Origin of the sequence: Kitasatospora sp. NPDC101447 (assembly GCF_044767225.1) — a bacterium.
GTDB lineage: Bacteria > Actinomycetota > Actinomycetes > Streptomycetales > Streptomycetaceae > Kitasatospora.
This window is the reverse complement of the sequence record NZ_JBIWNL010000031.1, coordinates 65,478-78,436: the sequence shown is the minus strand read 5'-3', so window position 1 is coordinate 78,436 and position 12,959 is coordinate 65,478. Positions and strand designations below refer to the sequence as shown.

The window sequence follows — 12,959 nt, the reverse complement described above, 5'->3', positions numbered from 1 at the left end:
TGATGGATGTCAGAAGGCGTTGATGCCGGTGAGGGCGCGCCCGATGAGCAGTTGGTGGATCTGGCTGGTGCCCTCGTAGAGGGTCATCACCCGAGCGTCACGCAGGTACTTGCCGACCGGGTACTCGTCGATGAACCCGTACCCGCCGAACACCTGGAGCGCGTTGTTGGCGGCCCGGACGGCGGCCTCGCTCGCGTAGAGCTTGGCGACGGAGGACTCGGTGGCGAACGGCAGGCCGCGTTCGATGTGGTCGGCGACCTTCCAGGTGAGCAGCCGGGCCGCCTCGACGTCCACGGCGATGCCGGCCAGCAGTTCCTGGACGAGCTGGTGCGAGGCGATCGGCCGTCCGAACTGCTCGCGCTCGCCCGCGTAGCGGACCGCGGCCTCCAGGCAGGCGCGGGCGATGCCGACGCAGCCGGCGGCGACCGACATCCGGCCCTTCGCCAGCGCGGCCATCGCGACCGTGAACCCCTTGCCGACCTCGCCGAGCCGGGCTTCGCCGTCCGGCACCCGGACGTCCTCGAAGGAGAGTTCGGCGGTGGCCTGGCCGCGCAGGCCGAGCTTGCCGTGGATCTCGGTGCGGGTGAAGCCGGGCAGGTCGGTGGGGACCAGGAAGGCGGTGATGCCCCGGTGGCCCCCCTGCTCGGGATCGTCGCCGCCGGTGCGGGCGAAGACCAGCGCGACATCGGCCCAGGTGCCGTTGGTGATGAACGTCTTGGTGCCGTTGAGCACCCAGTCCGAGCCGTCCCGCACCGCGCGGGTGGTGAGGTTGGCGGCGTCCGAGCCGGTGCCGGGTTCGGTGAGCGCGAAGCAGGCGAGCGCCTCGCCGGAGGTGAGCCTGGGCAGCCAGTGCTGCTTCTGCTCCTCGGTGCCGAAGCCGTTGACGGACTTGGCGACCAGGCCGAGCGAGACCGACACGATGCCGCGCACGGCCGAGTCGCCGCGCCCGAGCTCCTCCAGGACCAGGCAGTACGCGAGGTGGTCGCCGCCGCTGCCGCCGTACTCCTCGGGGATGGTCAGGCCGAGGAAGCCGACCTTCGCCAGCTTGCCGACGATCGCGCGGTCGACGGACTCGGCGCGGTCCCACTCGGTGGCGTACGGCACGATCTCGCGGTCGGTGAAGGCGGCGGCGAGGTCCCGGACGGCGCTCTGCTCCTCGGACAACTCCAGGTTCATGGCGGCTCCCGAATCCCGTATCCGGACCCGGGGGGGAGGTCCGGGCCGATTAAACTAGCGCTGCAAGTTTTATGGGGGGACTGTAGCCCCGCCCGGCCCGCGCTGGGAAGGGGCACCTGCCAGAATCGGTCCCCACCGCACCCGACCGGACGAACCGGAGGACGCCGCCGAGATGGCCCGCCCACGCACCCCGCTGCTCAGCCGCGAGCGCATCGTCGTCACCGCTCTGCGACTGATCGACGACGAAGGGCTGGACGCCCTCTCCACCCGCCGCCTCGCCACCGAGCTGTCGGTCAGCGGGCCCTCGCTCTACAACCACTTCGCCACCAAGGACGAGCTGTTGGACGCGGTGGTGGACAGTGTCATCGGCGAAGTCGACTTGTCGATGTTCGGGCCCGCCCGGGCGGCCGGACCCGCCCGCGCGGCCGGGTCCTCCGGGGCGGCCGGACCCGCCGGGGCGGTCGCCGCGGCAGGGGAGGTCTGGACCCCCTGGCCGGAGGCGCTGCGCGACTGGGCCCGGTCCTACCGCGCCGCGCTGGCCGCCCACCCCAACATCGTCCCGGTCCTCGCCCAGGGCCCGGGGCGGCGGCCGAACGCGCTGCGCCTGGCCGACGCGGTCTTCGGGCACCTGGTCGAGGCCGGGTGGCCGCGCGGCCAGGCGACCAGGATCGGTGCGCTGATGCGCTACTTCGTCACCGGCTCCGCGCTGGCCTCCTTCGCAGCCGGCTTCCCGGCGGACGCCGAGGTCTACGACGCTGCCGACTACCCGCACCTCGGCGAGGCCCACCGGCTGGCCGGGCACCGGGGGACGGTCGACGAGGGCGCCTTCGAGACCGGCCTGGAGGCCCTGCTCGACGGGCTCGCGCTGCGCTTCGAGCGCCTCGCCCCGCGCCCGTAGGCCTCCGCGTCCGCGTCCTCCGGCGCTCCGCGGCCTCCTTGCCCTCCGGGTCCTCGGGGTCCTCGGGGTCGTCCTCGTCCTCCGTGTCCGTAGCCCTCGGACCCGGGGGCTACCAGGGGTCGCGCGCGACGAAGGCCGGCCGCAGGGCCGGGTCCACCGGGTCGTAGTACCGGTGGTAGACCGGCGTCAGACCGCCTGAGACCGGGGGCACGATCCAGCTCCAGTCCGCCGGGGTCGGCCGGCCGAGGCGCTCCTCCTGGGCGACGTGCTTGAGGAAGCGTTCCGACTCGGTGTGGTGGTCGGCGATCGTCACCCCGGCCTCCTGGAAGGAGTGCAGCACGGCGATGTTGAGCTCGATCAGCGCGCGGTCGCGCCAGAGCGTGCGGTCGCTGGAGGTGTCCAGGCCCAGCCGCTCGGCGACGGTGCCGAGCATGTCGTAGCGGTCGGCGTCGGCGAGGTTGCGGGCGCCGATCTCGGTGCCCATGTACCAGCCGTTGAACGGTGCGGCCGGGTAGCGGACACCGCCGATCTCCAGCGTCATGTCGCTGATCGCGGGCACCGCGTACCAGCGCAGCCCGAGGTCGGCGAACCAGGCGTGGTCGGGGTGGCTGAGCGGCACCTCCAGCGTGGTGTCGTCCGGCAGTTCGTACCAGGCGGGGCGCTCGTCGGGCCGCTCCTGGACCAGCAGCGGCAGCGCCTCGAAGCGGTCCTCGGCGCACTTCCAGCCCAGCTCGCGGGCCCGGACGGTGAGCGCGGCGCCGGCCGGGTCGCCGACGACCACCCCGTCGGCCTCCCCGTCGACCCGGTGACCGGCGTAGCGGACCAACTGCTGGTTGAGGATGCGGGCGGCCGGGCGGTCCGGACGGTCGGGGGCGAACACCGAGACCACCGGGCGGATCCGCCCGCGGTTGCCTGCCAGTCGCAGGTGCTCGAAGCACTCGGCGGCGATCTCGTCGGCCGAGGTGAGGTGGCGCAGGTCGCGGACCACCAGGCTGCGCCAGTACAGCCGGCCGATGCAGCGGGCGGCATTGCGCCAGGCGAGCTTGGCGCCGTAGGTGAGTTCGGCGGGGGTGTGCCGGTAGCTTCCGGTGCGGTCGATCTCGTCGAGGACGGCCCGCAGTCGCGGCTCCGGCGACCCGGCGGCGGGCTGCTCGTGGTGGAACTGCCGGATGAAGTCCGCGGCCTGCGCCGGGTCGGTGAACGGCGGCGGTTCGGACGGCAGTTGCTGCGCATCCCGCGAAGCCGAAGCCGAAGCCGAAGCGGAAGTTGAAACGGGAGCCGAAGTCGAAGCGGAAGCCGACGGCGGGAGCGGGAGCGAGAGCGTCGGCGCGTCCGGCTGGGGCGGCAGGGACGTCGGCGCGGTCTGCGGGTGGGCGCCCGGGGTCGAGAGGTCGCCGTGGGCCTGCGGGTGCGCGTGGGTGTGGGCGTACGGGCAGCCGCCGGTCGGTGCGGTGGCTGCGGTCCTGCGGGTGCGAAGCCGGTTGAAGATCAAGGACACATCCCTCCTGCCGCACAGGAGTACCGGAGGTGCTCGGTCCACCGCAGAGAGTGAACGATTCGGCCCCCGTACCCGCGCGGATCGCGCTAGGGTGCGGGGGCCGAAGGTCCGACTGTCGGATCAGCCGATGTCCGACTGTCAGCCCATGTCCTCCAGTCGGATGCCCTTGGTCTCCTTCAGGTACTTCGCCACGAAGGGGATGGAGAGCGCCGCGAAGGCGGCGTAGATCAGGTAGGTCACCGACAGGTTCCACCGCGCCATGGAGGGGAACGAGACGGTGATCACCCAGTTGGCGATCCACTGCGCGGAGGCGGCGACGGAGAGCGCGGCGGCGCGGATCCGGTTCGGGAACATCTCGCCGAGCATCACCCAGACGACCACGCCCCAGGACATCGCGAAGAACAGCACGAAGGCGTTGGCGGCGATCAGGGCGACGGTGCCCTGCAGGTCGGGCAGGGTGAGGTTGTCGCCGCTGCCGGTGGCCGAGGAGAACGCCCAGCCGGCCGCACCGAGCGCGACCGCCATGCCGACCGAGCCGATCAGGGCGAGCGGCTTGCGGCCGATCCGGTCGACCAGCACGATCGCGATCACGGTGCCGAGGATGTTGATGACCGAGCCGATGAAGCTGATCAGCAGCGAGTTGCTCTGGTCGATGCCGACCGACTGCCACAGGATCGACGAGTAGTAGAAGATCACGTTGATGCCGACCAGCTGCTGGAAGACCGACAGGCCGATGCCGACCCAGACGATCGGCAGCAGGCCGAAGCGGCCGCCGAGCAGGTCGCGGAAGCGCGGGCGGTGGTCGGAGGCGATCAGCCCCTGGATCTCGGCGATCCGGGCGTCGGCGTCCACGCCCTCGCCCTCGACCTCGGTGAGCACCTTGCGGGCGTCCGCCAGGCGGGCGGCCTGGATCAGGTAGCGCGGGGACTCGGGGATGACCGAGGCGAGCACGAAGTAGACCGCGGCCGGGACGACGCAGATGCCCAGCATCCACTGCCAGGCCTCCAGGCCGAGCAGCTGACCGCGGGTGTCCCCGCCGGCGGAGTCCGCCAGCAGCCAGTTGACCAGCTGGGAGATCGCGATGCCGAGCACGATCGCGGCCTGCTGGAAGGAGGCCAGCCGCCCCCGGTACTTGGTCGGTGCGACCTCGGCGATGTAGGTCGGGGCGATCACCGAGGCGATGCCGATGGCCGCGCCGCCGAGGACGCGCCACAGCGCGAGGTCCCAGGCGGAGAAGGGCAGCATCGAGCCGACGGCGCTGACCGCGAACAGCAGTGCGCCCGCCTTCATGACCTTGATGCGGCCGTACCGGTCGGCGAACCGGCCGGCCACCGCCGCACCCACGGCCGAGCCCAGCAGGGCCGAGGAGACGATCAGGCCGGTCACGCCGTCGCCGACGCCGAACTTCTCCTGGATGCCCGAGACGGCACCGTTGATCACGGAGCTGTCGTAGCCGAACAGGAACCCGCCGAGGGCCGCGGCGGCGGTGATGAAGACGACGAAGCCGAGGCGGCCGGGCGCGGGGGCCTCGACCGCCCCGGAGGGCTTCTGGGTGACGCTCACGATCTGACTCCTGGTACTCAACACTGAGCTCGGTAGTCGAGATCGTAACCCTTGTTCGTTTAAGTCTTGTACACCGGCAGGCCAATTCGCCGTTCAAGAATTCGTAAGGTGAACAAGCAAATTGAGCCTCCCGGCCACCTCCCCGACAGTCCCCGACGGTCCCCGGCCACCTCCCCGGCGGTCCACGACGGTTCCCCGCGGTTCCCGGCGGTTCCCGGCGGTTCCCCGCGGCGCCGCCTACGCGGGGGCGGAGAGCGAGAGCCCGAAGCGGCCCTGCGGGTCGGTCCACCAGTGGCTCAGCCGCAGTCCGGCCGCCGCCAGCTCCTCGGCCACCCGCTCGCGGCGGAACTTGGCCGACACCTCGGTGCGCAGCTCCTCGCCGCGGGCGAAGTGCACCGGCAGGTTCAGGGCCGGGATCTTCACGGTCTGCGAGCGCAGCGAGCGCAGCCGCATCTCGATCCACTCCCGCTCGGCGTCCCAGAGCGCGACGTGCTCGAAGGCGTCCGGGTCGAAGTCGGCGCCCAGCTCGCGGTTGAGCACGTTGAGCACGTTCCGGTTGAACTCGGCGGTCACCCCGGCGGAGTCGTCGTACGCGGCGACCAGCACCGCGGGGTCCTTGACCAGGTCGGTGCCGAGCAGCAGGAAGTCGCCCGGGTCGAGGGCGGCGCGCAGGCCGCGCAGGAAGACGGCGCGCTCCTCGGGCAGCAGGTTGCCGAGGGTGCCGCCGAGGAAGGCGACCAGGCGGGGGCCGCCCTCCGGGGGCAGGCCGAGCCGGGCGGTGAAGTCGGCCAGCACGCCGTGCACCGCCAGTCCGGGGTACTCGGCGGCGAGCGCGGAGCCGGCGGCGGTCAGCGCGCTCTCGCTGACGTCCACCGGGACGTAGGTCTCCAAGGTATCGAGCGCGCGCAGGGCGTCCAGCAGCAGCCGGGTCTTCTCGGAGGAGCCGGAGCCCAGCTCGACCAGGGTGCGGGCCCGGGTCGCGGCCGCGATCTCGCCGGCCCGGGCGGTCAGGATGGCCCGCTCGGCGCGGGTCGGGTAGTACTCGGGCAGCCGGGTGATCTCCTCGAACAGCTCGCTGCCTCGCGCGTCGTAGAACCACTTCGGCGGCAGCCGCTTGGGTTCGGACGTCAGGCCGTGCTGCACGTCGTGGCGCAGCGCGGTGCTGAAGTGGTCGGCGGGCAGCAGTCGGGTGAGATCGAAGGTGTCCATGACAGGGTGGTTCCTCTGTTCAGAAGATGAAGGGAGGGTGGGGGTCAGTAGTGGCTCGGCAGCGGGCGGACGGCGGCGCCGCGCCCGTCGACCAGCAGCAGCGCGCCGTCCGGCACGGGTGTCCACCCGGGCTCGTCGTCGTACGGCTCGGAGGCCACCACCGTCCCGAGGCCCGGCAGGGTCCGGTGCAGCAGGGTGTCGCCCCAGGTGGTCGCGGCGATCGCGGTGCCGTCGGTCAGCAGCAGGTTGAGCCGCCCGGTGGTGTGCGCGGCGACATCCGAGACGGTGCCCGCGAGGGCCTCGTCGAGCCCGGCGCCGGCGCGCAGCCGGTGCAGGGTGAGGGCCCACAGCAGGGCCGAGTCGGTGCGCGCCTCCAGCTCCAGCAGTTCGGCCGGCGGGAGCAGCGAGGCCAGGGCGTCCAGCTTGCCCGGCCAGCCGGCCACCGCGCCGTTGTGGCTGAACAGCCAGCGCCCGGCGGCGAACGGTGCGGCCGCGCTCTCGCCCGCCGCGCAGCCCTCGGTGGCGGAGCGCACGGCGGCCAGCAGCGCGCGGGTGCGGACCACCCGGGCGAGGTCGGCGAAGGTCTCGTCGGCCCAGATCGGCCCGGTCCGGCGGTAGCGGGCGGGCACCTCGTCGCCGTCCGCGTACCAGCCGAGGCCGAAGCCGTCCACGTTGACCGTGCCGTGCCGCTGCGTCCGGGGTGCCCAGGACTGCCGGTACAGCCCGAACGGCGGGTGCACCAGCAGGTCCTGCGGCGCCACGGGCTCGCCCAGGTAGGCGATGTGACGGCACATCAGGCGCGCTCCGCGTCACGGGCGGTGCGGAATCCGGCGAAGATCTGCCGCCGGACCGGGTAGTCCCAGTTGCGGAACGTGCCCCGGCAGGCGACCGGCGCCACCGCGAAGCAGCCGCCGCGCAGCACCTTGTGCTCGGGGCCGAAGAAGACCTCCGAGTACTCCCGGTACGGCCAGGCCCGGAAGTCCGGGTACGCGCGGAAGTCGCTGGCCGTCCACTCCCACACGTCGCCGATCAACTGCCGGACGCCGTACGGGGACTGGCCCTCCGGGTAGCTGCCGGCCGCGGCCGGGCGCAGGTGGCGCTGGCCGAGGTTGGCGTGCTGGGGGCCGGGTGCCCCGTCGCCCCAGGGGTAGCGGCGGGAGCGGCCGGTCGCCGGGTCGTGCCGGGCCGCCTTCTCCCACTCGGCCTCGGTCGGCAGCCGCCGCCCGGCCCACCGGGCGTACGCGTCGGCCTCGTACCAACTGACGTGCAGCACCGGCTCGTCGGGTGCGACCGGCTCGACCACGCCGAAGCGGCGGCGCAGCCACTCGCCGTCCCGGTGCTGCCAGAACAGCGGGGCGCTCAGGCCGGCCTGCTGCCGGTGGGTCCAGCCCTCCGGCGTCCACCAGCGCGGGTCGTCGTAGCCGCCGTCGGCGATGAAGCGCTGGTAGGCGGCGTTGGTGACCGGCGTGGTGTCCAGCAGGAAGGCCGGCAGGTCGACGGTGTGGGCCGGGCGCTCGTTGTCCAGCGCCCACGGCTCGGTGTCCGTGCCCATGGTGAACGGGCCGGCGGGGACGAGGACTTCGGCGGGCAGCGCGGCCGCGTCGGCGGGCGCGGGCGGCGGCGGGGGAGCGGCCAGGGCCGGCTCGCCCTTGCGGAGCTGATGGGTGATCAACATCGTCTCGTCGTGCTGCTGTTCGTGCTGCACGATCATCCCGAAGGCGAACCCGGCCTCCAGCAGCGGCGCGCCCTCCAGCGGGCTGGCGGCGAGCATGTCCAGCACCCGGCCGCGTACCTCGTGGGAGTACGCCCGGGCCTCGGCCGGCGGCAGCAGCGGCAGTCCGGGGCGCTCGGCGCGGGGGTGCTGGAAGGCGTCGTACAGCCCGTCGATCTCCGGGTGCATCGGGTCGCGGCCGCCGACGTTGCGCAGCAGCCAGAGCTCTTCCTGGTTGCCGATGTGCGCGAGGTCCCAGACCAGCGGGGACATCAGCGGGGAGTGCTGGGCGGTGAGGTCGCCGTCCTCGACGCAGTCGGTGAGCGCGGCGGTCCGGGCGCGCGCGGCCAGCAGCTCGGCGGCGATGGTCTCGCGCAGGTCCTCGACGCCGCGGGCCGCCTCGATGCCGCGGACTGCCCCGGTGACGCGGGCCGTACCGGTTCCGCCGACCGCCCCGGTGGCGCGGGGCGTTCCGGCTGCCTCGGTGGGGGCTGCGGTCGGGCCGTTCGGTCGGACGTCGGTCATGGTGCGGCCTCCTCCGTGGGAGTGCGTCGGGTGCCGGAGCGCAGGGCGTCCAGCTGGTCGTCGGCCGGACAGCGGCCGCGTGCGGGGTAGCGCTCGGCGAACTCGGCGACGGCGGTGCGCAGCCGCCCGGCGCCGGGCAGGCGGCCCAGCGCGGCGTCGGCGGCGGCGAAGCAGGTGAGGGTGGCGCGGCGCAGCTCGGGATCGGCGACCGCCAGGGTGGCGGCCCGGCGCCAGACCTCGCTGCGGGGCGCTCGCGGACCGTCGGCCCCCTGCTTCCGGTCGGTGGAGTCCAGTGGCTCCAGAGCGGCCAGTGCGGTGTCGGCGGCCAGCGGGTCGTCCAGGAGCGAGGTCACCAGCGCGGCGACCACCATCCAGCCGTCCCCGGGCTGGGCGTCGATCATCCGCAGCTCCAGGTGGCCGCGCGGGCGCACCGGTGGGAAGAGGGTGGTGCGGTGGTAGTCCAGATCGGCCAGTGTGGGCGGGCGTTCGCCCGCGCCGCGGATCCAGTCACGGAAGGTCAGTCCGGGAGGGGCGGTCCACGGCAGGCCCTCCGGTCGTTGCACGCACAGCACTTCGGCGTCCAGCACGTACTGGGCCCAGGCCTCGCGCGGGTCGCCGTGGTCCGGCTCCGGGGCCAGGGTGCGGGTCGGGTCCATCCGGGACCAGACGGTCTGCCGGGTCGACCGGTGGCCGGTCGGCCTGCCGTCCAGCAGCGGGGAGTTGGCGAAGGCGGCGACCAGCACCGGGCCCAGCCGGTGGACCAGCTGCCAGCGGCGGTCCACCGCGTGCGGGCCCTCCGCGTCGCCGGCGTCCAGGCACACCTGCACGGATGCGGTGCCCGTCATCATGATCCGGCCCCAGGGCCCGGCAGAGTCGAAGAAGCGCTCCATCGCGAGGTAGCGGGGGTGGTCCAGCACCATCCGGCGAGGCCGGGCCAGCGGGTCCGTCCCGGTGCCGGTGAGGCGCAGGCCCTGTGCCGCGAAGGCGGCGCGCAGGGCGGTCATGTCGCGTCGGGTGTCGTCGACGCAGGCCACGAGGCCGGTGGCGGGCGGGGAGCTGAGCTCGACCTGTCCGCCGGGTTCGAGCGTGAGGCGCGAACCGGAGGGGAGCGAGGTGCCGTCGGCGCCGCCGAGAGGCAGCGACTCCAGTGCGGCGTGGAGCAGGTCCGGCCGGACGGGCCGGGTCGGACATCGATCGTCATGGACGAACCACTCCACCTCGACGCCCACCAGTCGGGGCGGTCCGATCTTGAAGCAGACGCCCGACACGTGGCTGCGCGCCCCCGATTCGGTCAACGGGGTCACCCCCGGTGGGGGTGCTGGTGCGCTCTGCCGGTCGGGCGGAGTGGTGTGGGATATCGGTATCACCGGACTCACCATCCTCGGGATCACGATTGCGGCCCGGTCTACCCTGCCCAGTCTGCTACGGAGCATGCGGGGGCGCTGCGCAAATATCGTGTGAACGTTCGTTTTTGCAGGTCAGGGGCGTGGCGAACGGGTGAGGCGGGGGTTCGGGGAGGGTCTGCGCGCGGTGTGGATCCGGCGTGCACCCGGCGTGCTTGTCCGGGGCACATGCCGTGGTCACCGGCGGGTCGTCGGTGGCTGTCCCCATCCGGGGTCGAGCCGCTCCAGCCGCGCCAGGACGGTGTCCAGCGCCGAGCCCGGCAGGGCGTAGTTCAACCGCAGCGAACCGTGACCGCCGGGGCCGAACTCGGAGCCGTCGGAGGACTCCAGGCCGCAGCGCTCCAGCAGCGCCTGCCGGGCGGAGGCGGGCGGCAGGCCGAGGGCGGCGGCGTCCAGCCAGAGCAGGTAGGAGGCCCGCGGGGCCGAACGGACGGCGGGCCCGAGCCGGTCGGTGAGCCGGGTGCGGGCGGCGACCAGGTGGGCGAGCAGCGCGTCCAGCCACGGGCCGCCCTCGCGCAGCGCCGCCTGCTGCACGGTCTGCTCCAGCAGACCGCCCTCCCACAGGCCGTAGCCGGCCAGGGCGTCGGTGAACCGGGTGCGCCGGGCCGGGTCCGGGACGAGCGCCCAACTACTCGGGAGGCCGGAGAAGTTGAAGGTCTTGCCGACCGAGTTGAGGGTCACGACGCGGTGCCGGTCCTCCGGGGAGGCGGTCGTGACGGCCACCGAGTGCCTGAAACCCGGGTGGGTGAGGTCGCCGTGCACCTCGTCCGAGACCAGCAACGCGCCGCTGTCCGCCGCCCAGCCGGCCAGGCCGCGGACGAAGCCGCTTGGCCACACCATGCCCGACGGGTTGTGCGGGCTGCTCAGCAGCACGGCGGCGGCGGGGCGGGGGAACGGGCCGCGAGGCATCCGGTACCCGCCCGGGCCGAGGTGCAGCGGCAGTTCCCGGTACGGGAGGCCGGCGGCGCGGCAGAGCTGGGCGAAGCCGCCCCACTCGGGGGTCGGGAAGAGGACGGGCGGCTGCGGCCGACCGGTGTCCGCCCGTACGGTCTCCAGCAGGATGCGCAGGGCGGTGCGCGGGCCGCAGGGCAGCAGCAGGACCCAGTCCGGATCCACCTCGACGCCGTGCCGGGCGCGGTACCAGTCGGCCACCAGCGTGCGGCCGGCCGGGTCGCACACCGTGTACCCGTACGCGCGGTGGCCGGCGCGTTGCCGCAGGGCCTCGGCCACGGCGGGCGGGCCGGGAAGGTCCATGTCGGCGAGGCCCATCGGGATCACCCCGGGGGCTCCGCCCGCGCGGGCCCACTTACTGCTGCCGGTGCCGGCGCGGCTGAACGGGGACGTGAAGTCGAAGCCCTCGGGGCCGGTGGGAGCCGGAACGGCGGCGGGGTCGGGAGGTGGGACGGGCGTGGCGGTCATGGGCGGGCCTCCGGTGCGTGGGGACGCTCCGGCCACGCTAGCCCCGGAGGGGAACGCGCGTCCCACGCTTCGGGCACGGGTGGGCGGAACACCGGACGGCCCGTAGGCTGCCCCGCGGCTCGCGGCCGGTCGGACGCGCGGCCGCACACAACGGGGACGTACGGGTTGTCCGGGACGTACGGGTTGTTCGGGACGTGACGGGGACGTGCGGGGACGCACGGGCTGCCACGGCGACGTACGGGGAGAGGGGCGGCAAGGATGGCGGCGACGGCGCAGGGGACGGTCGAGGAGCAGGACGGGCAGGCCGAGGAGTTCACCCTGTTCGTGGCGCGGCGGGTGGAGCCGGGCTACGAGGAGGCCTTCGAGCTGTGGGCGAAGAACATCCTCGCCGCCGCCACGGAACACACCGGCAACCTCGGCACCGGGCTGCTGCGCCCCTCCGGCCCGGGCGAGCCCTGGCACCTCCTGCTGCACTTCCGGGACGCCGAGGCGTTCCGTTCCTGGCAGACCTCCCCGGTGCGCGCGGCCTGCTTCGTCGCGGCCGACGGCCACCACCACGAGGTGCACCGGCACGAGATCCACGGGATGGAGGGCTGGTTCGCCACCACTCCGGGGGCCGCGCAGCGCCGCCCGCCGGTGCGGTGGAAGATGGCGGTGGCCTCCACGGTCGCCATCGCGCCCCTGGTCGTGGTCTCCGCGATCGTGATCGGGCCGCACCTGACGGGCCTGCCGGTGGCCGTCCGGCCGCTGGTCACCGCACCGCTGATCAGCGTGCTGATGACGTACGCGGCACTGCCGGTGGTGACGCGGGCGCTGCGGCGGTGGCTGTTCCCGGGGGCGAAGGAATGAGGGTGAGGCGCCACGGCGCCCGGGCGGCCGCGGACAGCCGACAGCTGACAGCCGACAGCGAACAGATATCAGCGAACAGATGACAGATGACAGCGAACAGATAACAGATTTCGAAATCTGTCAGCTGTCATCCGTCCGCTGAAAGTCGTCCGCCGTCGCCCGTTCGCCGTGCCCCGCCTTCCGGCCCGCTCGCCAGGTACGCCGCCAGACCGCGCCGCCCCCGGCGCATCATCACCGCGTGGTTGGCCCGGAACACCGGGTGCAGCGGCAGGGCGAGCCGGCGCAGCAGCGCCTTCCGGGGCCGGGTGTCCTGCTCGCACAGCACGCGGCTGCCGGCCCCGCCAACGCTGCCGCTCCCGCCCGCGCCTTCCGCCCGCACCGTGAAGCGCAGCCACCCGACGAGGTCGCCCCGCATCTCCGCCTCCAGGACTCCGGCGGCCGGGTCGCGCCGTCGTCTCTCCAGGCCGATCACCAGCCGGTACGGCAGCAGGGCGCGCACCACCACCTCCCCGGAGTCCTCCCCGGTCGGCCTGGCCTCCCGGACCTCGGGCCACCACAGCGGGTAGCTCCGTACGTCCTCCAGCGCGGCGAACACCGCGGGCGTCGGCGCCGCGAATCGCCACACGCCCCGGAACCGGTAGTGGTTGGGATCCACGAGGCCACCCTAGCCCCGCGCCACCTCACCCGACCCGACCCGGACGCGTCCGC

Annotated in this window: 11 protein-coding genes; 2 read left to right on the top strand and 9 right to left on the bottom strand. The window is 73.7% G+C overall.

Going from position 1 to position 12,959, the window contains the following annotated elements; genetic code table 11:
* Positions 1-9: 9 nt before the first annotated feature.
* Entirely contained in the window at positions 10-1,176 is a 1,167-nt protein-coding gene (locus tag ACIRST_RS31950; RefSeq protein ID WP_350526269.1) for an acyl-CoA dehydrogenase family protein, read from the bottom strand.
* A gap of 172 nt (positions 1,177-1,348) precedes the next feature.
* Here ACIRST_RS31950 and ACIRST_RS31945 point away from each other — a divergent pair, with 172 nt between their 5' ends.
* On the top strand, positions 1,349-2,074 hold the full coding sequence (locus ACIRST_RS31945) for a TetR/AcrR family transcriptional regulator (RefSeq protein ID WP_402806501.1): 726 nt from the start codon (positions 1,349-1,351) through the stop codon (positions 2,072-2,074).
* Between the two features lie 109 nt (positions 2,075-2,183).
* On the opposite strand, the gene ACIRST_RS31940 is transcribed toward ACIRST_RS31945, so the two are convergent.
* From ACIRST_RS31940 to ACIRST_RS31910, 7 genes are all read right to left on the bottom strand, one after another.
* On the bottom strand, positions 2,184-3,296 hold the full coding sequence (locus ACIRST_RS31940) for a nitric oxide synthase oxygenase (protein ID WP_402806543.1): 1,113 nt from the start codon (positions 3,294-3,296) through the stop codon (positions 2,184-2,186).
* Between the two features lie 414 nt (positions 3,297-3,710).
* Positions 3,711-5,138, bottom strand: a complete 1,428-nt coding sequence (locus ACIRST_RS31935; RefSeq protein WP_402806540.1) for a sugar porter family MFS transporter — start codon at positions 5,136-5,138, stop codon at positions 3,711-3,713.
* Positions 5,139-5,372: 234 nt separating this feature from the next.
* Positions 5,373-6,344 (bottom strand): L-histidine N(alpha)-methyltransferase, encoded by a 972-nt coding sequence (gene egtD, locus ACIRST_RS31930; protein ID WP_350526266.1) that lies wholly within the window; start codon positions 6,342-6,344, stop codon positions 5,373-5,375.
* 44 nt (positions 6,345-6,388) lie between these two features.
* A complete protein-coding gene (egtC, locus tag ACIRST_RS31925) occupies positions 6,389-7,138 on the bottom strand; it encodes an ergothioneine biosynthesis protein EgtC (RefSeq protein ID WP_402806497.1) in 750 nt (249 codons plus the stop codon).
* On the bottom strand, positions 7,138-8,580 hold the full coding sequence (gene egtB, locus ACIRST_RS31920; RefSeq protein WP_402806494.1) for an ergothioneine biosynthesis protein EgtB: 1,443 nt from the start codon (positions 8,578-8,580) through the stop codon (positions 7,138-7,140). Before egtB ends, egtC begins: the two co-directional genes overlap by 1 nt.
* On the bottom strand, positions 8,577-9,884 hold the full coding sequence (gene egtA, locus ACIRST_RS31915) for an ergothioneine biosynthesis glutamate--cysteine ligase EgtA (RefSeq protein ID WP_402806492.1): 1,308 nt from the start codon (positions 9,882-9,884) through the stop codon (positions 8,577-8,579). Before egtA ends, egtB begins: the two co-directional genes overlap by 4 nt.
* Positions 9,885-10,160: 276 nt before the next feature.
* A complete protein-coding gene (locus ACIRST_RS31910) occupies positions 10,161-11,402 on the bottom strand; it encodes a MalY/PatB family protein (RefSeq protein WP_402806489.1) in 1,242 nt (413 codons plus the stop codon).
* A gap of 258 nt (positions 11,403-11,660) precedes the next feature.
* Here ACIRST_RS31910 and ACIRST_RS31905 point away from each other — a divergent pair, with 258 nt between their 5' ends.
* A complete protein-coding gene (locus ACIRST_RS31905; RefSeq protein ID WP_402806487.1) occupies positions 11,661-12,251 on the top strand; it encodes an antibiotic biosynthesis monooxygenase in 591 nt (196 codons plus the stop codon).
* A 127-nt stretch (positions 12,252-12,378) separates the two neighbouring features.
* On the opposite strand, the gene ACIRST_RS31900 is transcribed toward ACIRST_RS31905, so the two are convergent.
* The gene (locus tag ACIRST_RS31900) at positions 12,379-12,906 is read right to left on the bottom strand and encodes an SRPBCC family protein (RefSeq protein ID WP_350526261.1); all 528 of its coding nucleotides are present in this window, start codon (positions 12,904-12,906) and stop codon (positions 12,379-12,381) included.
* Positions 12,907-12,959 lie beyond the last annotated feature (53 nt).

Bases quoted from the DNA above. Each gene is read 5' to 3' on its own strand.
- ACIRST_RS31950 (WP_350526269.1), bottom strand. From the start codon at position 1,176: ATGAACCTGGAGTTGTCCGAGGAGCAGAGCGCCGTCCGGGACCTCGCC.
- ACIRST_RS31945 (WP_402806501.1), top strand. From the start codon at position 1,349: ATGGCCCGCCCACGCACCCCGCTGCTCAGCCGCGAGCGCATCGTCGTC.
- egtD (WP_350526266.1), bottom strand. From the start codon at position 6,344: ATGGACACCTTCGATCTCACCCGACTGCTGCCCGCCGACCACTTCAGC.
- egtC (WP_402806497.1), bottom strand. From the start codon at position 7,138: ATGTGCCGTCACATCGCCTACCTGGGCGAGCCCGTGGCGCCGCAGGAC.
- egtB (WP_402806494.1), bottom strand. From the start codon at position 8,580: ATGACCGACGTCCGACCGAACGGCCCGACCGCAGCCCCCACCGAGGCA.
- ACIRST_RS31910 (WP_402806489.1), bottom strand. From the start codon at position 11,402: ATGACCGCCACGCCCGTCCCACCTCCCGACCCCGCCGCCGTTCCGGCT.
- ACIRST_RS31905 (WP_402806487.1), top strand. From the start codon at position 11,661: ATGGCGGCGACGGCGCAGGGGACGGTCGAGGAGCAGGACGGGCAGGCC.